Consider the following 22,924-nt stretch of genomic DNA (forward strand, 5'->3'; position numbering starts at 1 on the left):
CGACGGGGTGCCTGCGTTGAGCTTCACGGACGAAGAGTTGGGCACCGCCTTGCGGGTGCTCCAAGCCATCTCGGACGACCCCTCCAGCATGGACGACCATCCGCGCTTCAAGTCGCTGGTGGCGAAGATCCAGAAGGAGGCCAAGCGCGGCCACCGCCTGGCGCGCCACGCCGAAGCCACCGCGCAATTGCACAGCGCCGTGATGCAGACCGGCCTGGTTCGCGCGCAGCAGCCGCTGCCCGGGTTGCCTGTGTTGCCTGTGTTGCCGTCGATGACCGGGCTTGCCGCGCCGTCCGATGCGCCGCTGCGGCCCCAGCGCTGCTATGTCTGCAAGCAGTCCTACCAGGAACTGCACCATTTCTATCACCTGCTGTGTCCCGCCTGCGCGCAGAAGAACTGGGCCCGGCGCGAGCAGCGTACCGACCTGCGCGGCTACGTGGCGCTGGTGACGGGCGGGCGCATCAAGATCGGGTTCGAGACCGCGCTGCGGCTGCTGCGCGACGGTGCCGAGGTCATCGTGACCACCCGTTTTCCGAAAGACGCCGAACATCGCTTCCTTGCCATGCCCGACGCCGCGTCGTGGTGCGAGCGCCTGACGCTCGAGGCGCTGGACCTGCGCAACGTGCCCTCGGTGGAAGCGTTTGCCGAGAACCTGTCGCGCAAGCTGCCGCACCTGGACATCCTCATCAACAACGCGGCGCAGACCATCAAGCGTCCGCGCGAGTTCTATGCCGCGCTGATGGCCGCCGAGCCGACGCCGTGGCTGCTGGAAGCCAGGAGCGAATACCAGGGCCGACTGCCGAGCGTGCCGGGCTGCGAGGACTACTTCGTGCCGAACGAAGTCGACCTCTACGGCCAGGCACTCGACAGGCGCCCCGACAACTCATGGTCGCAGCGGCTGCACGAGGTGTCGGCGCTGGAGCTGCTCGAGGTGCAGCTCGTGAACGCCATGAGCCCGTTCCTGCTCACGGCCCGGCTCAAGCCCGCGATGCTGCGCTCGCCGCATGCGCGCCGCTTCGTGGTGCAGGCCTCGGCCATGGAAGGGCAGTTCAACCGCGACGCCAAGACCGAGTTCCATCCGCACACCAACATGGCCAAGGCCGCGCTCAACATGATGGTGCGCACCAGCGCGCAGGAGTGGGCGCGCGACGGCATCTACATGAACGCGGTCGACACGGGCTGGGTGACCGACGAGAAGCCGTACCCCCGCGCCATGCACGCGCGCGAAGCACAGAACTTCTACACGCCGCTGGACGTGGTCGACGGCATGGCCCGGCTGATCGACCCGATCGCGCGCGGCATCAACGAGCCCGGCACGCCGCTGTTCGGCCATTTCCTCAAGGACTACGAACCCTATGCCTGGTGAGCGCACCGATCCGCCGATGGATGCCGCGGCCGGCGACAGCACGGTGCACTGCCCGGTCCACCGCGTGAGCATCACGCCCTGCGCCGCGGACGAACTCGCGCCGCTGCTCGACCACCTGTGCGCCGACCGGCCCGTGCAGGGCAGCCAGCGCTTCCCGCGCGGCACCCTGGTGGAAGACGGGCGGCTGGACCTGTGCAAGCAGAGCCTGGGCACCGACAACTGCGTGCGGCTCGCCGAGGCGCTGCAGCACAACACCCAGGTGCGCAGCCTGATGCTGGGCACCGACGCCATCGGCGACGCCGGCGCGGGCGCGGTGGCCCGGCTGGCAACGCGCAACGCGCACCTCGAGGTGCTCTACCTGGGCTGCAACAACATCGGCCCCGAGGGCGCGCGCGAATTGGGCGCCGCGCTGGTGCAGGCCCCGCATGTCAGCGGGCTCTGGCTCAAGCGGAACCCGCTGGGGCCGGCGGGCGCCGGGAGCATTGCGCGCATGCTGCGCGGCAACCGGCATCTGCGCGTGCTCGACCTGGTCAACACCGAGCTGCGCAGCGCGGGCGTGCGCGCGGTGGTCGATGCGCTGTGCACGGACAACCGCAGCCTGCAGTCCCTCTACCTGAGCGGCAACGGCCTGGGGCCCGCCGCCGCCGGCGACCTGGCCCGGCTGCTGCGCGAAGCGCCGCACGTCGAGAGCCTGTACGCCAGCGTGAACCATCTCGGCGACGAAGGCGCGGCCGTGCTGGCGGAAGCCCTGGCGGCCAACCGCACGTTGCGCACGCTGGAACTCGCGAGCAACGGCATCGGGCCCGCAGGCGCGAAGGTGCTGCTGGAGGCCGTGCGGCATTCCGGCCTGCACACCCTCAACCTGGGCTACGCGCCGTCGACCAAGGCCCTCGGTACGCGAGGCAACGACATGGGCGACCAGGGCGCGGCCTGCGCGGCGCAACTGCTCGATGCCTCGCCGCCCTTGCGCATGCTCGACCTCGCGCGCACCGGCATCACCGCCGGCGGCATGGCGGTGCTGGCCGAGGCCGCGTTGCGCAGCCGGCAGCTTGGCCGGCTGATCGTGGAGGGGCCGCTGCCCGGCGGGCTGGCCGAACACCTGGCCCGCAACAGGGCCGCGCACGGCGACGAGGCGCCGAAGGACCAGGCGCTGATCAAGAGCGTTTACCGCTGAGCGAACGCGCCGAGCAGGCAGTCCGTCACCTCGTCGGAGAACCTGCCGTGGTGCGCGCCGACGAGCACGCCGTCGGCGTTCTCCGGATCGGGGCGCACGGTGGGCATGTCATGGGCGAACAGGGCCTGCGCGCAGCCGACCCAGTCGCCGCCCGCGACCGGCTCGTTGAGCGATGCCCATGACAGCGTGCCGATCACGTTGTCGCCGAAGCCGTGCATCGCGCGCCAGTCGGCGCCGTGCGCCAGCAGAAAGCGGGTGAGCGCGGCGTTGCCGTTGAACACGGCCTGGTTCAGTGCCGAGCCGTCCCAGTCGCCGCCGCGCACCTCGATGGGCCAGCCGAGCGTGACCATGGCTTGCACCGCGTCGTTGCAGCCCTGGGCCGCGAGTTCGGGCAGCAGGCGCAGCTGTGTGTCGCTCAAGGTGCCGATGAGGCCGGGGTGCTGCGCCAGCACCTGCCGCGCCGCCGCTTCGTCGCCGCGCGCGCAGGCGGCGATGAAGGCTTCGTCGGCCGGAAGCGGCGCATCGCCGCCGCCCGCGGCTTGCAGCAGCCGCGCGACCTCGCTCAGCCCGAAGCGCAGCGCGACGGTGTGCGCGGGCGTGCCGTCGCGCGTGGTGGCCTTCGGGTCGGCGCCCGCGGCCAGCAGCGCCTCGATGTGCGCGGGCGAGCGGCGGCGGCGAATGGCCCACAGCAGCAGCGAACCCCATTCGGCCGTGGGCTCGCCCCGCGGTTTTTCGTTCGCGTCGCCGCCGTGCGCGAGCAGGAGCCGCAGCGTGTCGACGGCGTCGAGGTCGAGCACGCGGTACAGCGCGTTCGAGCCGGCGATGCGCGCGCCGGCTTCCAGCAGCAGCCGGGTGCATGGCGGGTTGTCCAGCGCGTGATAGAGCGACTCGCCGTCGTTCGGGTCTGCGCCTGCGTCGAGCAGCATTTGCGTGAGCGGCGCGTCGTGGTTCTGGCCGGCGGCGCCGTAGAGCGCGGAGAGGCGTTCGGTTTCGGAGGGCGCTTCGAGCGAGGCCGGCGGCCAGCGGTTGCCGGCCGACTGGCCGGGCGAGGCGCCGGCGTCGAGCAGCAACTTCGCGCAGGCGCGCAGGCCTTGGCGAAAGGCCGGCAGGCGCATCAGCCCGGAGTGCGTGACGGCCACGAGCGGCGGCAAGGCCAGCGGGCCACCGGACCGGTGCACCCAGGCCGGGTCTTGCGCGATGGCCTGGCGCAGCGCGGCCTCGTTGCCGATGGCGCAGGCCAGCCAGGGGTCGTTGCCGGGCAGGGCGGGGTTGTCGTCGAGCAGGCGGGCGGCCACCGTGGGCCGCGCGCCGTTCGTCCCGCCGGCGATGTCGCCCGCGTACACGAGCCGCAGCCAGTGGAGCAAGGCCTTGGCCGGGTCGTCCACCTGCGCCCTGCGCGCGAGCACGAAACCCTGCAGGTCGGCCCACGACGCGAAGCCGTATTCGCGCGCCACGCACGACTGCGCGTCGTGCAGGCGCAGGCCCAGGGCCGCGATGGCGGTATCGGTCTTGCCCGCGGCGGCCGGCAGGGCCTCGCGGAACCGGGTGGTGGCTTCGGGATCGTTGCGCCGGTAGAGAGCGAGCAGCTCCTTGGCTTGCTTCTTCAGGTGGCCGAGATCGGGCCGGGCGGGAATGCGCTTCATGAAAACCTCCGTGCATCGAACGCCGACGACCCGCAACTCCGGCTGCACAAAAGGCTGTTCGACCAGCGGCAAATGAAGGCAAGTGGGTTCAACCCTTCCCGCGGGCCCGGGCGCGGCTTGCAACCGCGGCCCGGATCTTAGCGCAGCGCTTTGGTCGAAGCCCGGCTCAGAAGCTGTGCACGTTCCACTCGTAGTCGATGGCCACCTCGCCCAGCAGGCGCAGCCGCTCCTGCGGCGCGGCGGCCAGTGCCGCGACCAGCTTCGTGTTGAAGCCCACGAGCGTGGCCTTGGCGCTGTCGGCGAATTCGCCGCTGATGCCCTGGTCTTCGTAGGTGCGCACATACGACTGCGCCGCGATGCCGACCACGAAGTACAGGCTGGCGTTGCCGGGGTCGGCCTTCATGAGCTCGAAGGCGTCCTTGTAGAACGACTTGAAGGCGTCGGTGCCCGAGGTGGCGCTGTCGAAGCGTTGGGCGATGTCCTGGAATTCCATCTTTCTCGATCTCCTCTATGAATGGGCGGTGGGCCCGAGTCCGCCGTGCGCCTGCGACCAGGCCGCGGGGTCGGCCAGGAAGTCGGCCCACTCGGCGCGGGCGGCGGGGGTGAAGTCGCCGCGCTGCCGCGCGACGGCCAGCACGTCGTGCCAGGTGGCCAGCGCATGCACGCGCAGGCCGAGCGGGGCCAGCAGCCGGGCGGTGGGAAAGGTGGCGTAGTCGAACACCACGAACAGGTCGGCCACCCGCGCGCCGGCGTCGGCCAGCGCGCGGCAGAAGCGCTCCTTGGAGTGGCCCGCGGCCATCAGGTCGTCGACCAGCAGCACGCGGCCGCCGGCCTGCACCACGCCCTCGACCTGGCTTTGCCCCGCCGCGCGCTTGCGCACGTACTGCAGCGGCAGGCCGAGTGCCTCGGCCATCCACGCGGCCAGCGCGATGCCGCTGGCTTCGCCGCCCGCCACGCCCGCCAGGCCCTCGGTGCAGCCGCGCGCGTGCAGCAGCGCGATGCCGCGCGCCACCAGGTCGCGCCGCAGCGCCGGAAACGAGATGAGCCGCCTGCAGTCCATGTAGACCGGGCTGGCCCAGCCAGAGGGCAGGCGGTAGGGCTCGTCGGTGCGCACCGAGACGCAGCCGGCGTCGATCAGGCCGGCGGCCACGGCCATGGCGTCGGGGGAGGCGGAGGGAGCGTGAGCGGTCCCGGTGGCGTCGGCGCGTGTCATTGAATGCGCTCCAACAGCTTGCGCAGGTGCTGCGCGCCGGTGCGGCCCTTGTAGGCGCTCTTCCAGAGCCGCTCGATCATGTCCTCGTGCATGCGCACCGCCTCGGGCGAGGCCGTGACGGTGGCGATGCCGTTGCGCACGTTGGGCAGCTCGCCGAGCCGGAACGGGCTGACCGCCAGCACCGCGTGCCTGGCGCTGGTGAACAGCTGGAAGGTGGAGGCCGGCATGGCGTCGTCGATCAGGCCGATCTGCACGTGGTACGGCTCGCTTTCCATCAGCTCGGCGATGCGGGTCACTTCGCGGCGCGCGGCCAGCACGCGCTCGGCACGCATCTTGGCCGGCAGGTCGACGCGCCCGACCAGGCCGGTGTGCACGAAACGCTCGAGCTCGCGCAGTCCGATCAGGCTCACGATCTGCGGCTTGCGCTTCTCGAAGAAGGCCTTGCGCTCGGCCATGATCTCCAGCATCTTGTCGATGTCCGACACCTTGGGGCCCTTGCCGGGCGAGCGCGGCGAGGCTTCCAGCAGCATCTCGCGCAGGTGCGGCAGGTAGTCGTCGGAGGTCAGCAGCAGCGAAATGGGCTCGAAGTGCGCCAGGATGCGGTCGGCGCCTTCCTCGAGCTGGCGCATGCGCTCGAACAGGCCGAGCGCGGTGGCGTAGTACTCCACCTCCACGCCCAGCAGCGAGGCGAGCGAGGTGTCCAGCAGGGCGGCCAGCCGCTCCAGCGTCTCGATCTTGACGATCTCGCCTTTCTCCATGCGGTAGACCACGGCGCGCGAAATGCCGAGCTGCTCGGCCACGTCCTCCGCCAGCAGCGACGCGCCGACGCGGTAGGCCCGCAGGCGGTCGCCGAGCGCCGCGTAGTCGATCGAGGACTTGAATGCGGGTGAAGGTGCTGCTGCCATCTCTTTTTCCTGCTCGGGGATCGAAAAAGTCACTATAGGGACTCCAGCTCGTGGGGTTGCTGCGGCAGCGACCACGCCAGCGTGCCGCCGCCCAGGAAAGGATGCAGGGCCGTGCCATCGGGCAGCGCGATGTCGTCGGGCACCTGCACCGGCTGCCGGCGCAGCGTGAGCGTGCCTTCGTTGAGCGGCAGGCCGTAGAAGCGCGCGCCGTTCTCGCTGGCGAAGGCCTCGAAGCGGGCGAGGGCGCCTTCCTCCTCGAACACCTGGAGGTAGCCCTGCAGCGCGGTCGGCGCATTGAAGATGCCGGCGCAGCCGCAGGCGGCTTCCTTCAGCGTGCGCAGGTGCGGCGCGGAATCGGTGCCCAGGAAGAAGCGCGCATCGCCCGAGGTGGCGGCACGGCGCAGCGCCAGCCGATGGTGCTCGCGCTTGAGCACCGGCAGGCAGTAGTGGTGCGGCCGGATGCCGCCGGTGAAGAGCGCGTTGCGGTTGAACATGAGGTGCTGCGGCGTGAGCGTGGCGCCCAGGCGCTGGCTGCGGTCGGCCTGCACGAAGTCGACCGCGTGCTCGGTGGTGATGTGCTCCATCACCACCTTCAGTGCCGGGAAGTCCGCGAGCAGCGGGCGCAGCGTGGCGTCGATGAACACCGCCTCGCGGTCGAAGATGTCGACGCCCGGGTCGGTGCTTTCGCCGTGCACCAGCAGCGGCATGCCCAGGGCCTGCATGGTTTCCAGCGCCCGTGCGATCTTGGCGATGGACGTCACGCCGAACTCCGAATGCGTGGTCGCGCCCGCGGGGTACAGCTTGGCGGCGGTGAACACGCCTTCTTCGAAGCCTTGCCTCAATTCGGCGGGCGGCGTGCTGTCGCAGAGGTAGGCCGTCATGAGCGGCGTGAAGCGCGCACCGCCCGGCAGGGCCGCGAGGATGCGCCCGCGGTAGGCGCGCGCCTGCGCGGTGGTCGTCACCGGGGGCCTGAGGTTCGGCATGACGATGGCGCGCGCGAACGAGGCGGTGGTGTGGCCGAGCACGGCGCGCAGCATGTCGCCGTCGCGCAGGTGCAGGTGCCAGTCGTCCGGGCGCCGGATCGTGAGGGTCTGTGCGGGGCGCTGGCTCATGGCGGTCCGGGTCATTCCAGTTGCTCGAAGGCGTCGCTCAGGGCTTGCGCGCCGAGCATGAAGTCGGCCATGTCCATCGCCTCGTGCGGGTTGTGCGAGCCGTTCTGGTTGCGCACGAACAGCATGCCGCTCGGAATGCCGGCGTTGGCGAACAGCGAGGCGTCGTGGCCCGCGCCGCTGGGAATGACATCGAACGGCACGTCGAGCTTGCCGCAGGCGGTGGCGAGCACGCCGCACAGGCGCGCGTCCATGGTGGCCGGCTCGCTCAGCAGGCGCCGGTCGAACTCGAAGCCCACGCCCCGCTCGCGGCCGATGGCCGCGCATTCGGCGCGCACCAGCTGGTAGAAGGCCTCCAGCGTGTCGGTGCTCTTGCTGCGCGCCTCGAGGCTGAAGCTCACGCGGCCCGGAATGCGCGAGATCGCATGCTCGGCGGCGTCGGTCTGCACGATGCCGGTGGTCACGACCAGGTCGGTGCCGCGCTCCAGCAGCACGCGCCAGTGCTCGTCGATGCGCATCACCAGGTCGGCCACCGCGAACATCGCGTCGTGGCGCAGCCAGCGCGGCACCACGCCCGAATGCTGGGCGTCGCCGGTGCACACGATGCGGTTGTGCCGCACGTTGCCGCGGATGCCCGAGACCACGGCCAGCGGCAGCTCGCGTGCGACCATCACCGGGCCTTGCTCGATGTGCAGCTCGATGTAGGCCTTGACGCGCGATGCGTCGAAAAGCGGTTGCTGCGCGCGGATCGCCTCGACGTCGGCGCCGGCCTTGCGCATGCATTCGGCCATGGTCTCGCCCGTCGTGCGCTGGCGCAGCGCCAGGTCGGCCTCGCCGATCTTGCCGAAGAGCGCGCCCGAACCCATGTAGGCCTTGCCGAACCAGGCGCTTTCCTCGCCGCGGAAGGCGAGCACTTCGAGCGGCAGGCCCGTGGCATGGCCCTCGCGCTGGCGCGCCACCAGGCACAACAGCCCCGCCACCACGCCTGCCAGCCCGTCGAAGTTGCCGCCCTGCGGCACCGAGTCGATGTGCGAGCCGGTCCAGGCCGCGGGCGCGTCAGGCGCACGGGGCAGATCGTCCTGCAGCCTGAACACGAGGTTGGCCGCCTTGTCGGGCGCGGCCTCCAGGCCCTCGGCGCGCGCGAAGTCGCGCAGGTACTCGGCCGTGGCCGACTCGCCCCGGCCATAGCTTTCGCGGGTGACGCCCACGCCGTCGAACGACAGGGCGCGCACGTCGTCGAACAGCTTCTCGGCCAGCGGGCGCAGTGTCATCAGGTCCATGGCCGCGTCCTCAGCCCGACTGCTGCGCGAAGCGCAGCCAGCGGTCGGACAGCTGCCGGTCGAGCCTGACCTGTCCGGTGAGGTCGCGCACATGCGCCACCCCGGTCTCGCGACAGTGCGCGTCCAGCCCGTCGATGATCTTCTGCATCACGCCCGGGTCGAGGAACGACGCGGTGCCGACCTGCACGGCGCTGGCGCCCGCCAGCATGAACTCGGCCGCGTCCTCGGCGCTGGCGATGCCGCCGCAGCCGATGATGGGAATGCGCACGCTGCGGTAGCACTGGTGCACCATGCGCAGCGCGATCGGCTTGATGGCCGGGCCCGACAGGCCGCCCATCACGTTGCCCAGGCTGGGCTTGCGGGTGCGCACGTCGATCGACATGCCCAGCACGGTGTTGCCCATGACCAGCGCGTCGGCGCCGGCTTCCTCGGCGGCCTTGGCCACCGCGGCGATGTGCGAGGCATTGGGCGTGAGCTTGGCCCAGAACGGATGGCGGGTCTTGCGGCGAATGGCGCTCACCACCTTGTAGGTGGTCTCGGGCGTCATCGCGAAGGCCATGCCGTCGGCCTCGAGGTTCGGGCAGGAGATGTTGGCCTCGATGGCGGCCACCTCGGGCAGCGACATCGCGGCCACGGCGTCGGCGAATTCGTCGACGGTGTCGGCCGAGATCGAGACGATCACCGGCGTGCCGTGGTGCGTGTAGGCGGGCAGCACTTCGCGCCGGTAGTGGTCCAGGCCCTTGCTGGGAATGCCGATGGAATTCAGCATGCCGCCGTGGGCCTCGCTCACGCGCGGCGTGGGGTTGCCGGCGCGGCAGGCGGGCGACACGCTCTTGACGACCAGCGCGCCCAGGCGGCCCAGGTCGAGCGCCTCGCTGTACTCGATGGCGAAGCAGCCCGAGGCGGGCATCACCGGGTTGCGCAGCTCGAGCTCGCCGATGCGCACAGTGAGATCAGCCAAACTCCACCTCCCCGACGACGTCGCGAATGGGAAACACGGGGCCTTCGCGGCACACGCGAAGGAATTGCTTGTCGCCGTCACGGTCGAACAGGCGCACGCACGACAGGCACACGCCCATGCCGCAGGCCATGCGCTGTTCCATGGCGACCTCGCCGCGGGTGAGCGGATGGTCTTGGAGCACGCGCTGCAGCAGCATCAGGATGCGGTGCGAGCCGCAGGTGTAGACCACGTCGTGGTGCGCCTCGCCGAGCAGGCGGCGCACGAGCGTCTCCATGGCCTCGACCGACGAGGAGCCGTCGCTGTCGTACACGCAGTGCACGTCGGCGTCCGCGCCGCGCAGGAACTCGTCGCGCATCAGGTCCTTGGGCGCGCGCGCCGACATCACGGCACCGACCTTCACGCCCGCGCGTGCGGCTTGCTGCACCAGCGGCGCCATGGTGGCCAGGCCCACGCCGCGCGCCACCACCAGGATGCGCCGGGCGTCGGGTGCGAGCCCGAAGGTGTTGCCCAGCGGACCGACGATGTCCATGTGGCCGCCGGCTTCCAGGCTCGCGAGCGCGCGGGTGCCCGTGCCGGTGACGTTGTAGAGAAACTCGATGGTGCCGGCCTCGGGGCCCACGCCGTACACGCTCATGGGGCGAAGCAGGAAGGGCTGCAGCCCGGCGGCCGGCGGGCACTTGAGCTGGTAGAACTGGCCGGGCCGGGTGCTGCCGGCCAGGTCGGCATCGGCCCAGAGGCGCAGGTAGCGGTAGCGGTCGTTCACCCAGCGGTGCTCGACCACCTCGCAGCGGTGCGAGGCCACGGCCTGCGCGTTGCGCTGGAAGCAGGCGGTGCGGTCCATGGGAGGGGCAACGGCCGGGGCTGCGGTCGCATTCGCAGTTGCGGCGGCGTTCATTCGAGCTCCTTGCCCTTGAGCTCGGGAATCAGGAACAGCGTGGCGAGCATGTCCAGCAGGTAGATGGCCGCCAGCAGGGCGATCGCCACCTGGAACGAGTACGCCGTGGCCAGCGCGCCGACCACCACCGGGCCGAAGCCGCCCACGCCGCGGCCGATGTTGAACAGCACGTTCTGCGCGGTGGCGCGCGCCTCGGTCGGGTAGGCCTCGGACATCAGCGCGCCGTAGCCGCCGAGCATGCCGTTCACGAACATGCCCATGAGCGCGCCGGCCCACAGCATCGACACCGGGTCGGACAGCTGCGAGTAGGTGAGCACCATGGCCACGGCGCCGGTCTGGAACAGCAGGAAGCTGGGCTTGCGGCCGATGCGGTCCGCGAGCTGGCCGAAGACGAAGATGCCGGCCATCATTCCGAGGATGGTCACCGAGGTCCACAGCGCGGACTTGGTGAGGTTGAAGCCCAGCTTGTTCGCCAGGAAGCTGGGCATCCAGATCATGATGCCGTAGTAGCCGAAGTTCTGGACCGCGCACAGCGTGACGATGCCCAGGCTGGTGCGCGCCGTGCGGCCGTCTTTCACGAGCAGGCGGAACGCCTTGGTCTTCGAGCCTTTTTGCGCCGGGCGGCGCACGAACACCTCGGGCTCGTGCAGCTTGTTGCGGATGACCCAGGCCACCACGGCCGGGATCACGCCGATGAGGAACATGCCGCGCCAGCCGATGTGCGGCAGCAGCAGCGGCGTGAGCAGCGCGGCGCCGAGCACGCCCGTCTGCCAGCCCAGCGCCACGTACGACGACACGCGCGCCCGGTGCTTCGCGGGCCAGGCCTCGGCGGCCAGCGCCATGCCGATGCCGAACTCGCCGCCCAGGCCGATGCCCGCGAGCGTGCGGTAGGCCAGCAGGTCCCAGTAGCCCTGGGCGAAGGCGCACAGGCCGGTGAACAGCGCGAACATCACGATGGTCCAGGTCAACACGCGGATGCGGCCGTAGTGATCGGACAGCGAGCCGAACACGATGCCGCCGGCCACGGCGCCCACCAGCGTCCAGGTGACGAGCGAGCCGGCCTGGCCCGGCGTGAGGTGCAGGTCGGCCGAGATGGCCGTGAGCATGAAGCCCAGGATCAGCAGGTCGAAGCCGTCCATGGCGTAACCGATGGCCGAGCCCGCGAGGGCTTTCCAGCCGTAGCCGCTCACCTTGTCGTGACCGGCCGCCGGGGCGCCGGCCCCGGGTGCGGCGGATGAATTGACTCTTGCTTCCACGTCGTCGACTCCTGGCTTTGCGCGGCCTGCCGCGCGGGATCTCTGGCTGGGAAGGTGCGCGAAAACGAAGAGGCCGCGCAACCTTGGGATCTGTTCAAGTTTCGATATTAGTATCTTTTTTAATACTGGTAAAGTTTTTGAGACTGGGACAAACCCGGGTCGACGCACGGCCCGCGGGCACCCCCGGCGCTGTCGCAAAATCACGCCCGGAAACGCATCAATTGCCGCTACCCACGCAACAGCGTTCAGCGAACTCCCCGACACCGACCGCATGCTCCAACTCGATCCCCCGACACTGCTGCTCGCCAACCTGCTGGTCGGCCTGACCCTTGTGCTGGTCGTCATGAGCACCCGCGTGGGCCTGGGCAGCGGGGCGCGCGGCATGCGCTCCTGGCTGGCGGGCGACGTGGTGCTGCTGACGGGGCAGGCGGTGATCGCGATCGACGCGGTCGACTTCGGGCGGCTGCTGGCCATTCCGCCGCTCACGCTGTCGAGCGGGCTGGTCACGGCGGGCATTGCGCTGCACCTGGTGGGCATCCACCGGCACGTGCGGCCCGCGGGCTCCGCGCTCAGGCGCGTGCTGCCTTACGCCGTCGCCTTCGGGCTGGGCCTGTTCGTCGCGGTCGGCAGCCTGCTGACGGCCGAGCCGGCGTACCGGGTCATGCTGCTGCACGTGGTGCTGGTCGCGATGCTGGTGGTGACGATCGCGCGCGAGCTGGTGCCGGTGCGCCGCTTCTTCGGCGTGCGCATCCTCATGGCGGCGATGGGCTTCGCGGTGGTTGCCAATGTGCTGCTGCTGATCGGCGCGGCGGTGCGGCCCGGGGATGTGCTCAAGGGCGCCATGCCGGGCCTGCTGATCAACATGGTGATGACCATGCTGACCACCTCGGCCTTCGTGTTGTGGCTGCAGGAAGAGCTGCGCGAAACCCTGCGCCGCGCCGCGCACACCGACCTGCTGACCGGCGTGCTCAACCGCTACGGCGTGCTGCCGCAGCTGCGCCGCGAGCTGGCGCGCACGGCGCGGCAGGGCACGCCGTTGTCGGTGGCGCTGTGCGACATCGACCACTTCAAGAACATCAACGACACGCAGGGCCACGCGGCCGGCGACAGCGCGCTGCGGGCGTTCTCCGGTGCGCTGCTGCGCCACGTGCGCGCGAGCGACCTGGTGGCGCGCTGGGGCGGCGAGGAGTTCCTGCTGGTGCTGCCCGACACGGACGCCGCGCACGCGAAGGCGGCGCTCGAGCGCATGCAGGGGCGCATGGCGGTGGAAGCGCAAGCCTCGGGTGGCGTGACCTTCAGCGTCGGCATTGCCAGCACGACCGACGGCGCGGCCACCGACATCGATGCGCTGCTGGCGCGCGCCGACCGCCGGCTCTACGCCGCCAAGGCGACGCGCAATACGGTGGTTGCGGACTGAGCCTGCAGCCGCCGGCGCATCAGCGCTTCGCCGGCGCCCCCAGTTGTTCCTTGAGGATGCGCCGGATCTCCAGGATCGCCAGCGGGTTCTCCTGCACGCTGTGCGCCGACGGAATCACCAGCTCCGACGCCGCGCCGTCCAGGTGCGCGCTGGCATAGGGCACGATGCCGTCGCTCGACAGCGCCTGCGCCACGCCCGGCGTGTCGTTGCCGATGATCGAGTGAAAGTGCACGCGCGGGTTCATCGGCAGGCCGGAAGACAGCCGCACGAAGGGGTCGCGGTCGCTCAGGTTGTCGATGCTGTTGGGAATGCGGAAGGCGCCCAGGTCCTGCTTGCCCGGTGCAACGCGAATGAGCTCGCGCGAGATGTCGTTCAACTGCCCCAGCATGGTCACCGGCAGCGTGATCAGGTTGGCCACCCAGCGCGAGACGCGGTTGTTGGCGAACGAGGTGCCCCGGTGCGGCGAGGCGATGAAGATGGCGTCGCTCACCTGCGGCAGCGGCTCGAAGCGCAGGTATGGCGACAGCTGCGCCTCCACGCGCTGCTGCTGCGCGCCCTGCATCGGGTAGCTGTCCAGCAAGGCTTCCCAGAGCTTGTCTTCCGACGACGACACCATGAGCCGCGCGAGCACGCCGCCCATGCTGTGGCCGATCAGCGTGATGTTGTTCGAGGCCGTGGCCTTGCCCGTGGGATCGAAGTGCGCCAGCGTCTGGCCGAGCGCCTGGCGAATGGCCTGGTTGTTCAGCGGCAGCGGCGCGTTGGTCGGGTAGTAGACCTGCCAGATCTGGTAGCGGCGGCGCAGCGTCTCGTCGCCCAGCACTTCGTTGGCCACGTTGATCCACGCCTCGGGGCTGCTGGCCAGGCCGTGCAGCATGACGATGGTGCGGCGGTCGGGGTCGTAGGGCTGCATCAGGTAGATGCGTGGCTGCGTGAGGCCGTCGGGGCTGCCGAACAGGCTGCGCAGCGCCTGCAGCGCGAAGTCGGAACGCGCGAGCCACAGGCCGTAGCCGGAGGTGAAGTTGGCGGCCAGCGGCACCTCCTGCCCGGCCAGTTGCACGGTGGCGGTGCGGTACGGATCGTAGGCGGCGATGCGCAGCGACCGGGTCTTCAGGATCTCGTCGAGCGTCTGGCCGTCGAACAGCAGCAGCGCGGTGATGGCGGGGAACGGCGTCTCGCGGTACGCCAGCGTGGGCTCTTGCGACGCGTCGTAGGCCCGCTTGCTCGCCGAGGCGACCAGCTCGGCGCCGAAGCCGTCGCGCCGGTAGGTGTTGCGCAGGCCCGAGAAGGTGAGCGAGGCGGCGGGAATCAGCTCGTCGGGCAGCGCCGCGTTGGCGGGCAGGCGCAGGGCCGTCACGTCGGAGCCGATGTGCCAGTCGCCAATCTGCGGGACTTGAGGGACCTGAGGGACCTGAGGGACTTGCGGAACCTGAGGCGCTGGCGCTGCCTGCGACTCCTGCGGCTGCGCCCGGTCGGCCGCGCCGGCGCGCTGGTAGGTGCGGTACAGCCCGGTGAGCGCCTGCTGCACGGCGTAGTTGTAGTAGTCGCGCACCTGCGTCTGCCGGTCTTCGAAGGCGCGGTCGCGCGGCTTGCGGGCCGTGAAGAACAGGTAGGCGTAGGCATGGCGCGCGGTTTCGAGCCAGGCGTCGATGGCGGTGGCGGCCGACGCGGGCTCGGCGGCGCTGCCGCCCTTGTCCGCGGCGAGCGCCACCTGCAGCCAGACCTCCGACAGCGCCGACAGGCGCTGCTCGTCGCTCAGGCCCGGCGAGTCGGCCAACGCATTGCGGCAGGCCGGGCCGTTCTTGCGGCACAGGTCGGCGTCGGAGCCGATCACGCGCAGCACCTCCTGCGCGGAGGTGCTGAGCTTGCCGGTGGTGAGCACGTCGCCGCGGCGCTGCGCGAGGTAGTCGGCCGGCGAGATGGAGCCGACCTTCACGCCGGCGCAGCCCGCGAGCAGCAGGGCCGCGCACAGCAGCACAGGCAGCGAGGCGAGGCGCGCGCGCATCACGGCGTCGCCTTCGCGCCCACAATGCCCGCAACGCCGGGCATGCCCTGGCGGATCGCCTGCGAGAAGCCGGCGCCCGGCGTGCTGTCGGTCGCAATGGCCCGGTCGGTGATGCGGCCGGCCGCGCGCAGCGCCTCCATGCTGTAGCCCGGCACGAGCCCGCCCACGTCGAAGAGGTAGTCGGGCAGGTAGCCCGAGGCCAGCAGCCGGTAGTCCATCGGCAGCCCCGGCACGATGCGCTTGGCCAGGGCGTACACGATGGTGGTGCAGTTGGCGGTCAGCGTGTTGTAGAAGCTGGCCTCGCGCACCAGCGAGTCGCCTTCGCCCAGGTAGGCGAGGAACAGCGAGCGCATCTCGGCCTGCGGCAGCTGCACGCGGTACATGTAGACGTCTTCGCCGCGCACGTTGGTGCGTACGCGAACGATGTCGTGCTCGTCGGCCGCAATGAGGCTGGTCTCGAACTGCTTGAAGAAGCCGCCGACGGACGAGAAGCTCTCGCCGCGCTCCTTGCGGATCTCGATCGAGAAGGTCAGGAAGCGGCCGTCGTCGAAGCCGAAGGACACCAGCGTGTGCGCGATGGCGGGGCCGGTCCAGTACGACAGCGCCACGTCCACCGTGCGCAGGCGGTCGAGGTCGTAGCGCCGGGTTTCCCAGCGCGGGGTGTAGTCGGTGTCGCTGCGCCAGTCGAAGTTGCGCACGTTGTCCATGGTGACCACGCTGCCCTCGACGCGCGACCTGACCTGCCGGGCCACGTCGTCGGCCCACACGCGGTCCTGTGCCGGAAGAATGGTGCCCCACCAGCCCAGCAGCAGCGCGAAGCCGGCCGCGTAGGAGAGCAGGGCGCGCCCGGCCCGGCCGCGCCACAGCAACACGAGGGCCGCCAGGCCGAAGCCGGCCCACAGCACGCCGGCGCCGATCTTCACCGCGGCGGGGCCGGGCAGCTGGTACCAGAGCGCCAGGCAGGCCCACAGCGAGGTCAGCAGCACGGCGAGCGACAGCAGGAAGCGGCCGAGGTGACGCAGGAGCGTTCGGATCATGGGAAAAAGAAACTGGAAGCTGGAACCCGCCGAGCTTACGACGGGTGCCTCTTTCAACTGAAGCTGCCGCAGCTAAAGCATGTAGGTCACGAGCTTGAAGTCGTGGTCCTCGGGGAACGACTTCACCGTGAACCCGAGCCGGCGCACCAGCTTCAGCATGTCGGGGTTGTTGGCGAGCACCAGCCCGTCCATCTCGGCCAGGCCCTTGTCGCGCGCCACGTCGATGATGCTTTCCATCAGCCGCGAGCCGATGCCCTTGCCGCTGAACTCGTCGGCCACCACCAGCGAGAACTCGCAGCTGGTCTGGTCGGGGTTGGTGATGTAGCGCGACACGCCCACGATGCGCTCGCTCTCCAGGATGGTGCCGTCGGGCGACACGCTGCGCTCCAGCATCACGGCCACCAGCGCCATCTCGCGGTCGTAGTCGATCAGCGTGAAGCGCGACAGCATCGACGGCGGCAGCTCGTGGAAGCGCGAGACGAAGCGAAACCACCGGCTCTCGGGCGACAGCCCCTGCACCAGCGCCTGCAGCATTTGCGCGTCGTTCGGATGCACCGGCCGCACGATGTACGTGCCGCCACCGGTGCCCGGCAAAGGCCACTCGCGCCGGTAGCGCGCGGGGTACGGCATGATGGCCAGGTGCGAATAGCCGTTGCCCGCGTGGCCCGAGCTGCCGGCGGCGCCCTGCGAGCTGCTCTCCACCACGATGCGCGCATCGACCGAGATCGCACCCGACTCGTCCACGATGATGGGGTTGATGTCCATCTCGCGCAGTTCGGGCAGCTCGCACACCATTTCCGACACGCGCAGCAGCACGTCTTCCAGCGCCTCCATGTCCACCGCGTTGGCGCCGCGCCATTCGCCCAGCGTCTCGGCCACGCGCGAGCGCTCGATGAGCCGGCGCGCCAGGAATTGGTTGAGCGGCGGCAGCTCCATGGCGCGGTCGTTCAGCAGCTCGATCATGGTGCCGCCCGCGCCGAACACGATGACCGGGCCGAAGGGCTCGTCGGTCACCATGCCCACGTAGATCTCGCGCCCGCGCCGCGCGCGCACCATCTTCTGCACCGTGATGCCGTTGATGCGCGCCTCGGGCGCCAGCCGCGCCACGCGCTCCATCATCTCGACGTAGGTGTCGCGCGCGCCGGTGCCGTTCAACACGTTGAGCGCCACGCCTTCCACGTCGGACTTGTGCGGGATGTCGGGCGAATCGATCTTCAGCGCCACCGGAAAACCCAGCTGCGTGGCGATCATCATGGCCTCGTTGGCGCTGCGCGCCAGCAGCGTGCGCGTGATGGGAATGTGGAACGACGACAGCAGCGTCTTCGACTCCATTTCCGTCAGCACCTTGCGCCGCTCGGCCAGCACGCTTTCGATCAGCAGGCGCGCGCCCTCGATGTCGGGCTTGGCCAATGCCGAGAGCGGCGGCGGCGTCTGCTGCAGCAGCTGCTGGTTCTGGTAGAAGGCCGCGATGTTGCCGAAGGCGCCCACGGCCGCCTCGGGCGTGCGAAAGCTCGGGATGGTGGCGTCGGCCAGCACGGCGCGCGCCTTGCCTACCGACGAATCGCCCATCCAGCAGGCCAGCAGCGGCTTGTTCATGGGGCGCGGAATGTCGGCCAGCGCCTTGGCGGTGGCCGCCGCGTCGGCGCCGGGCTTGGGCGAGAAGATGGCCAGCACGCCGTCGACCTGGCTGTCGGCCGAGGCGGCGTCGATGGCCGCGCGGTAGTGCGCGGGCAGGGCCTCTTCCGACAGGTCGATCAGGTCGGTGAGCGAGGCCAGTGGCGGCAGCGTGGGCAGCAGCAGCTTCTGCGACGGCGCGGAGAGCTTGCCCAGGTCGAGCCCGATCTCGTTGATCCAGTCGGCCGCCAGCACGCCGGGCCCGCCGCCGTTGGTGACCACGGCCAGCCGCTTGCCCACCGGCCGGTAGCGCGAGGCCAGGCACTTGGCGGCCGAGAACAGCTCGACGAAGGAGCGCACGCGCACCGCGCCCGCGCGGCGCAGGGCCGAGTCGAACACGTCGTCGCTGCCCACGATGGCGGCGCTGTGCGTCTGCGCGGCCTCGTTGCCCGCCGGCTTGCGCCCGGCCTTGAGCACCACCACCGGCTTGGCATGCGAGGCCGAACGCAGCGCGCTCATGAAGCGGCGCGCGTCGTCGATGCCTTCGAGGTACACGATGATGCTGTGCGTGGCCTGGTCGTTGGCCAGGAAGTCGAGCACCTGCGGAATGTCGACCGAGGTGTGCGGGCCGAGCGACACCACGCTCGAAAAGCCCACGCCGTTCTGGCGCGCCCAGTCGAGCATCGAGGCTGTGAGCGCACCCGACTGCGACACCAGCGCCAGCGGCCCGGCCTTGGCCAGCGGGCCGGCCACGCTGGCGTTCAGGTGCAGCAGCGGACGCTGGAAGCCCAGTGAATTCGGCCCGAGCAGGTGCACGCCTTCGCGCCTGGCGATCTTGCGCCACTGCGCGGCCTGGTCGGCACCGATGCCGCTGGAGATGACCACCGCCGCCGTGCAGCCGATGCGCCCCGCAATCTCCAGCGCCGCGGCCACGTCGCGCGGCGCCAGGGCAATCAGCGCGAGGTCGGCATGGGTCTGCGAGAGTTCTTCGAGCGTGCCCTTGGTGCGAACGTCCAGAAAGCGCAGCGTGCCGTCGAAGCGGTCGGCGCGAAAGGCTTCGCGCAGCGTGCGGCCTGCCGGCGGCTGGCCGCCCGGGTCGTCCGCGTGGCCGACGAAAGCCACCACGGAAGAGGGCGCGAAGAGCGGATTGAGGAAGTGCTTGTCCATCATCCCCCAAGTCTGCCCTGATCGCGGGCCGCTGTGCAGGGTGGCGCGCATCTTGTGGGGTCGGGTGCTGTCGCGTGTGTCATGACGGATTCAGCGCGCATGGCTATAGTGCAAGCTTCATGCAAAAACGTATCGGCGTGATCTTCGTCTCCCGGCGAAATTCATTGCGCAGCATCCTTGCCGAAGCGTGCCTCGCGCACCTGGACCCCAAGCGGTTCGCGGCCTCTTCCTGCGGTCAACCTGGACAGGTCGACCGCGAATTCCATCCCGCCGCCATCGGCGCCCTGATGAGCGCGAGCATTCCCGTGCCGACCCACGCGCCCCGCAGCTGGGACGACGTGGCGCGCTCGCCCGGCACGCCGGCCGAGTTCGTCATCACGCTCGACGCGGCCACCGAATCGCGCCAGCCGTCATGGCCCGGGCAGCCCGATGCGGCGCTGTGGGCCTACCCCGACGTGGCCGGCGGCGACGATGCCGAAAAGGTCGCGCACGACGCGATCCAGCTGCTGTTCTCGCTGCGGCGCCGGCTGGAACTGCTGGTGAGCCTGCCGCTGCAGGGCGTGGACCGCGCCGCGGTGCGCTCCGACGTGCGGGACCTCGGGTACCTGCGTTAGCCCGGATTCAGCAGGTTCAGCGGGCCGGCAGCGGCGCGCGCAGCCAGGCCTGTTCGGCCTCGCCCACGGGCAGCGTCAGGGCACGTTCAGGCACTTCCCACACGATGGTGCGCGGCGGGTTCTTCGCGAACGAATCACCCGCGAAATAGCTGCGCGCGGCGCCCCAGAAGTCGCCGCCGTCCAGCGCGAAATCGGCCACCGATGCGCTGCTCGCCAGTTGCAGGAAGGGCTGGAAATTACTGCGCCGCGAAAACGAGGTGCCGAGCAGCACGGTCGAAGGCAGGGCCGTGTTGCCGAACAGGTCGGTGCTCTCGCTGCGTGTTTCGACCACCGATTGCGTGTCGGTGTCGGGCGCGGGCTTGAGCGACGGTGGCAGGCCGTCGATGCCGGCCAGGCGCACGAGGTCGCCCCAGGCCACATGGTCCTTGCGCGAGACGACGACCGAAGGCACCGGCTCGCCGTCGAACGCATGCATGTCTTTGAGGCGGCGGGCAACGGCCTGCGCGGCGAGCCAGCTGCCGTGCTCGCTCCAGTGGGTGTCGGTGCGAAGGAAAGGCGAGGGCGCGGGCGTGGGTGAGGGCGAGGCCCCGGCCAGCACCGGCGCCAGGTCGAGCACGGAAACGCCGGCCGCTTCGAGCCTCGCGGCCCAGTCGCGCGCCCGCGGTTCGAGCGCCGGCGGGCGTTGCAGGTGGCCGAGGTGCGCGCTTTCGATGCGGCTCTTGTCCGGCACGACGACCACGAGCAGCGCGATGTGCCTTGCCGCGAGCCCGTGCGCGATCTGTTCGACCGCCGCGGCGCGTGCCGCCGCATGCGCGTTGCGCTCCGCAGGCACGCGAAGCTCTTCGTCGAGAAAGAGCCAGTTGCCGTCGCCGCGTTTCACCTCCGGCCCCAGGTCGCGCAGCGCCAGCCAGCTGGCCTCGCGCTGCCAGCGTGCCAGGGCCTCGGTGACTGGCGTGGTGACAAGCGATTTCGTCAACTCGCGCCGTGCTTGCGCGTCGTGCAGCAGCGAGGCGTCCGCACGGTGCAGCACTTCGCCCATGTTCGCGAACGTCGCGACGAAGGCGCTGCCGATGGCGGCCAGCAACACGGCCGTGGTGACCCAGCGCAGGCGTGCTCGAAGGCGGCGGGTGGCGCGCGGCATCGTCAGAACTGGAAGTAGAGGAACGGCACCGTGCCGCGGCTCGCCACCAGCGCCATTGCCAGCACGAAGCCGGCAATGGGCAGCAGGCTGGCCGCCAGGGCGAATGCGGCACCGGCATGCCGCCGGCGGGCCACCACGGCCGGCGCGATCACCCAGGCAATGCCCAGCGCATACGCCAGCAGCACCGGCACGCGCAGCATGTTCGACAGCGCCGCGCCCAGGCCCAGCCCTTGAAGGCCGAACTGCCCGCCCAGCATGCGGCCCGCCGTCGCGAGGTCGGGCGAGCGGAACAGCGTCCAGCCGAGCATCACGAACAGCAGCGTGGCGGCGTGGGCGACCGGCGAAGGCAGCGAAGGCAAATAAGGGCCGCGCTGGCGCCACAGGTGCACCACGCTCAGCGCCGCGCCGTGCGCCAGCCCCCAGTACAGGAAGTTCCAGCTGTCCGCGCCGTGCCAGAGCCCGCCGATGCCCATGGTCAGCATCAGGTTCGTCACCGTGCGGCCGTTGCCTTGCCGGCTGCCGCCCAGCGGCACATAGAGGTAGTCACGCAGCCACGACGACAGCGAGATGTGCCAGCGCCGCCAGAACTCCGCCACGTTGCGCGCCAGGTAGGGCGCATTGAAGTTCTCGGGAAAGCGAAAGCCCAGCATCGCGCCGATGCCGATCGCCATCGCGCTGTAGCCCGCGAAGTCGAAGAACAGCTGCAGCGTGTAGGCCAGGCAACCGAGCCACGCGTCGATGAAGCTCGGCTCGGCCGAGGCAAACACCTGGTCGACCACCGGAGCGAGCGTGTCGGCCACCAGCACCTTCATGGCCATGCCGATCATGAAGCGCCGCGCGCCCCGCGCAAAGCCCGACCACCGCATCGACCGGTGCGCCAGGCGCTGGCGGATCCAGTCGTAGCGAATGATCGGCCCCGCCACCAGGTGGCCGAACATCGCGAGGTAGGTCGCGAAGTCGATCGGGCGGCGCTCCGCCGGAAACCGGCCGCGGTAGATGTCGACGAAATACGAGATCGCCTGCAGCACCGTGAACGACAGGCCGATGGGCAAGGCGATGCGCTGCCACGCGAGCGGCATCGCGCCCGCATGCACGATGGCCGCGCTGAAGGTTTCGACCACGATGTTGGCGTACTTGAACCACGCGAGCACGCCGAGGTTCAGCGCAATCAGCGCCACCAGCACGGCCTTGCGCCGCTGCTGCGCACGCTCCACCAGCAGCCCGCCGACCCAGGCCAGCGCCGTGAGCGCAATGAACAGCAGCAGGAACAGCGGGCTCCACCAGCCGTAGAACAGCCAGCTCGACAGCAGCAGCAGCGTGTTCTTCGCGCGCGCGGGCGTCAGCGCGTACAGCAGCAGGAACGCCGGCAGAAAGACCGCGAGGAATTCGAGCGAGGCGAAGACCACGGGCCGTCAGCGTGCGACGCGGTCCTGCAGGCCGATGAGCCGGCTGGCGTTCTTGCCGGCGGGTACGAGGAAGACGCTGTAGCGCTGGCCGGCCTGCAGCGAACCGAGGTCCACCGTGGCGTCGACCGGCTGGCCGTTGCACGAGGCCTGCACCACCAGCTTCACCGGGTTGACGGCGCGGCGCGCGCTGGCCGATGCGGCCTGGTGGTCGAAGATGGGCACGTTGGCCGGGCTGGACGCGAGCGCCGCGGCGGTGCAGCGAGGGTCGGCGTTGTAGAACGCGAGCGAGGCGCGCACCGGGTCGAAGGTGGCGGGCGCCTCGGTGAAGCTGGTGCCGGCGAGCTTGCCGCTTTCGTCGGTCCACGCCACCGTGGAAGCCGAGCCGCCGGCCTTCACGCGCAGCGAAATCGCCAGCTTCTGGTTGGCGAGCTGCCACTGGCCGGTGACGGGCGCGTCGGAGCGCGCGGCCTGGTAGTCGGTGACCGGTGCGGTGGGCGGCACCGTGAGGCTGGCGCTGCCGCCAGCGCTTTGGACGACCAGCGGCTGCGCACCGGCATTGACGAAACGCACCAGCGCCAGGTCTTGCGCGGGGCCCGTGTCGTACAGGCGGGGCGCCGCGCCGGTGGAAGAGAAGGGCCCGAGCGCGCACAGCGCCGCCAGCAGGGGCAGGCGGCTCGCACAGCTGGCGCGGTTCGCGCGGTTCACGCGATTCACGCGGCTCACG

At 70.5% G+C, this 22,924-nt stretch carries 19 protein-coding genes; 4 read left to right on the plus strand and 15 right to left on the minus strand.

The features are described 5' to 3' along the window. Nucleotides 1-16 precede the first annotated feature (16 nt). On the plus strand, nt 17-1,366 hold the full coding sequence (locus BM004_RS12350) for an SDR family NAD(P)-dependent oxidoreductase (RefSeq protein WP_218152688.1): 1,350 nt from the start codon (nt 17-19) through the stop codon (nt 1,364-1,366). Further along, the gene (locus tag BM004_RS12355) at nt 1,356-2,540 is read left to right on the plus strand and encodes a leucine-rich repeat domain-containing protein (RefSeq protein WP_093213560.1); all 1,185 of its coding nucleotides are present in this window, start codon (nt 1,356-1,358) and stop codon (nt 2,538-2,540) included. Before BM004_RS12350 ends, BM004_RS12355 begins: the two co-directional genes overlap by 11 nt. Here the strand turns inward: BM004_RS12355 and BM004_RS12360 are convergent. The 9 genes from BM004_RS12360 to BM004_RS12400 all read right to left on the minus strand — a co-directional run bounded on the left by BM004_RS12360 (nt 2,531) and on the right by BM004_RS12400 (nt 11,802). Beyond that, entirely contained in the window at nt 2,531-4,183 is a 1,653-nt protein-coding gene (locus BM004_RS12360) for an ankyrin repeat domain-containing protein (RefSeq protein WP_093213562.1), read from the minus strand. The genes BM004_RS12355 and BM004_RS12360 overlap by 10 nt on opposite strands. 166 nt (nt 4,184-4,349) lie before the next feature. Beyond that, a complete protein-coding gene (locus BM004_RS12365) occupies nt 4,350-4,676 on the minus strand; it encodes a hypothetical protein (protein WP_093122019.1) in 327 nt (108 codons plus the stop codon). 15 nt (nt 4,677-4,691) lie between these two features. Further along, entirely contained in the window at nt 4,692-5,396 is a 705-nt protein-coding gene (locus BM004_RS12370) for an orotate phosphoribosyltransferase (RefSeq protein WP_093213564.1), read from the minus strand. Beyond that, a complete protein-coding gene (locus BM004_RS12375; RefSeq protein WP_371269315.1) occupies nt 5,393-6,334 on the minus strand; it encodes a helix-turn-helix domain-containing protein in 942 nt (313 codons plus the stop codon). Before BM004_RS12375 ends, BM004_RS12370 begins: the two co-directional genes overlap by 4 nt. Beyond that, entirely contained in the window at nt 6,334-7,428 is a 1,095-nt protein-coding gene (gene pyrC / locus BM004_RS12380; protein ID WP_256219873.1) for a dihydroorotase, read from the minus strand. The genes BM004_RS12375 and pyrC overlap by 1 nt, the downstream gene beginning before the upstream one ends. Continuing rightward, nucleotides 7,425-8,690 (minus strand): hydantoinase/carbamoylase family amidase, encoded by a 1,266-nt coding sequence (locus tag BM004_RS12385; RefSeq protein ID WP_093213572.1) that lies wholly within the window; start codon nt 8,688-8,690, stop codon nt 7,425-7,427. Before BM004_RS12385 ends, pyrC begins: the two co-directional genes overlap by 4 nt. A gap of 10 nt (nt 8,691-8,700) precedes the next feature. After that, complete coding sequence (locus tag BM004_RS12390) at nt 8,701-9,651, minus strand: dihydroorotate dehydrogenase (RefSeq protein WP_093213574.1); 951 nt, start codon at nt 9,649-9,651, stop codon at nt 8,701-8,703. Beyond that, entirely contained in the window at nt 9,644-10,492 is an 849-nt protein-coding gene (locus BM004_RS12395; protein ID WP_093122004.1) for a dihydroorotate dehydrogenase electron transfer subunit, read from the minus strand. Before BM004_RS12395 ends, BM004_RS12390 begins: the two co-directional genes overlap by 8 nt. 50 nt (nt 10,493-10,542) lie before the next feature. After that, nucleotides 10,543-11,802: an MFS transporter gene (locus BM004_RS12400; protein WP_177206490.1), complete on the minus strand. Its 1,260-nt coding sequence runs from the start codon at nt 11,800-11,802 to the stop codon at nt 10,543-10,545. A gap of 271 nt (nt 11,803-12,073) precedes the next feature. On the opposite strand from BM004_RS12400, the gene BM004_RS12405 reads away from it, so the two are divergent. Then, on the plus strand, nt 12,074-13,219 hold the full coding sequence (locus tag BM004_RS12405) for a GGDEF domain-containing protein (RefSeq protein WP_093213576.1): 1,146 nt from the start codon (nt 12,074-12,076) through the stop codon (nt 13,217-13,219). 19 nt (nt 13,220-13,238) lie between these two features. Here BM004_RS12405 and BM004_RS12410 read toward each other — a convergent pair whose 3' ends face one another. The 3 genes from BM004_RS12410 to BM004_RS12420 form a co-directional block, all read right to left on the minus strand. Then, nucleotides 13,239-15,221 carry an esterase/lipase family protein gene (locus BM004_RS12410; RefSeq protein WP_093213578.1) on the minus strand — a complete coding sequence of 661 codons (1,983 nt, stop codon included), beginning with the start codon at nt 15,219-15,221 and terminating at the stop codon, nt 13,239-13,241. Then, nucleotides 15,221-16,258, minus strand: coding sequence for an Lnb N-terminal periplasmic domain-containing protein (locus BM004_RS12415; protein WP_093213581.1), 1,038 nt, complete (start codon nt 16,256-16,258; stop codon nt 15,221-15,223). The genes BM004_RS12410 and BM004_RS12415 overlap by 1 nt, the downstream gene beginning before the upstream one ends. A 72-nt stretch (nt 16,259-16,330) precedes the next feature. Next, the gene (locus BM004_RS12420) at nt 16,331-19,039 is read right to left on the minus strand and encodes a bifunctional acetate--CoA ligase family protein/GNAT family N-acetyltransferase (protein ID WP_093214092.1); all 2,709 of its coding nucleotides are present in this window, start codon (nt 19,037-19,039) and stop codon (nt 16,331-16,333) included. A gap of 119 nt (nt 19,040-19,158) precedes the next feature. Here BM004_RS12420 and BM004_RS12425 point away from each other — a divergent pair, with 119 nt between their 5' ends. Beyond that, nucleotides 19,159-19,653, plus strand: a complete 495-nt coding sequence (locus tag BM004_RS12425) for an arsenate-mycothiol transferase ArsC (protein ID WP_093121991.1) — start codon at nt 19,159-19,161, stop codon at nt 19,651-19,653. A 16-nt stretch (nt 19,654-19,669) separates the two neighbouring features. Here BM004_RS12425 and BM004_RS12430 read toward each other — a convergent pair whose 3' ends face one another. The 3 genes from BM004_RS12430 to BM004_RS12440 are packed head-to-tail and all read right to left on the minus strand — an operon-like array spanning nt 19,670 to nt 22,923. Then, nucleotides 19,670-20,794 carry an alginate O-acetyltransferase AlgX-related protein gene (locus tag BM004_RS12430; RefSeq protein WP_093213583.1) on the minus strand — a complete coding sequence of 375 codons (1,125 nt, stop codon included), beginning with the start codon at nt 20,792-20,794 and terminating at the stop codon, nt 19,670-19,672. 2 nt (nt 20,795-20,796) lie between these two features. Next, complete coding sequence (locus BM004_RS12435) at nt 20,797-22,200, minus strand: MBOAT family O-acyltransferase (RefSeq protein ID WP_093213586.1); 1,404 nt, start codon at nt 22,198-22,200, stop codon at nt 20,797-20,799. 6 nt (nt 22,201-22,206) lie between these two features. Further along, nucleotides 22,207-22,923, minus strand: coding sequence for a cell division protein FtsQ (locus tag BM004_RS12440; protein WP_143072429.1), 717 nt, complete (start codon nt 22,921-22,923; stop codon nt 22,207-22,209). Nucleotide 22,924: the final 1 nt, after the last annotated feature.

The organism is Variovorax sp. OK212 (assembly GCF_900112425.1).
GTDB lineage: Bacteria > Pseudomonadota > Gammaproteobacteria > Burkholderiales > Burkholderiaceae_C > Variovorax.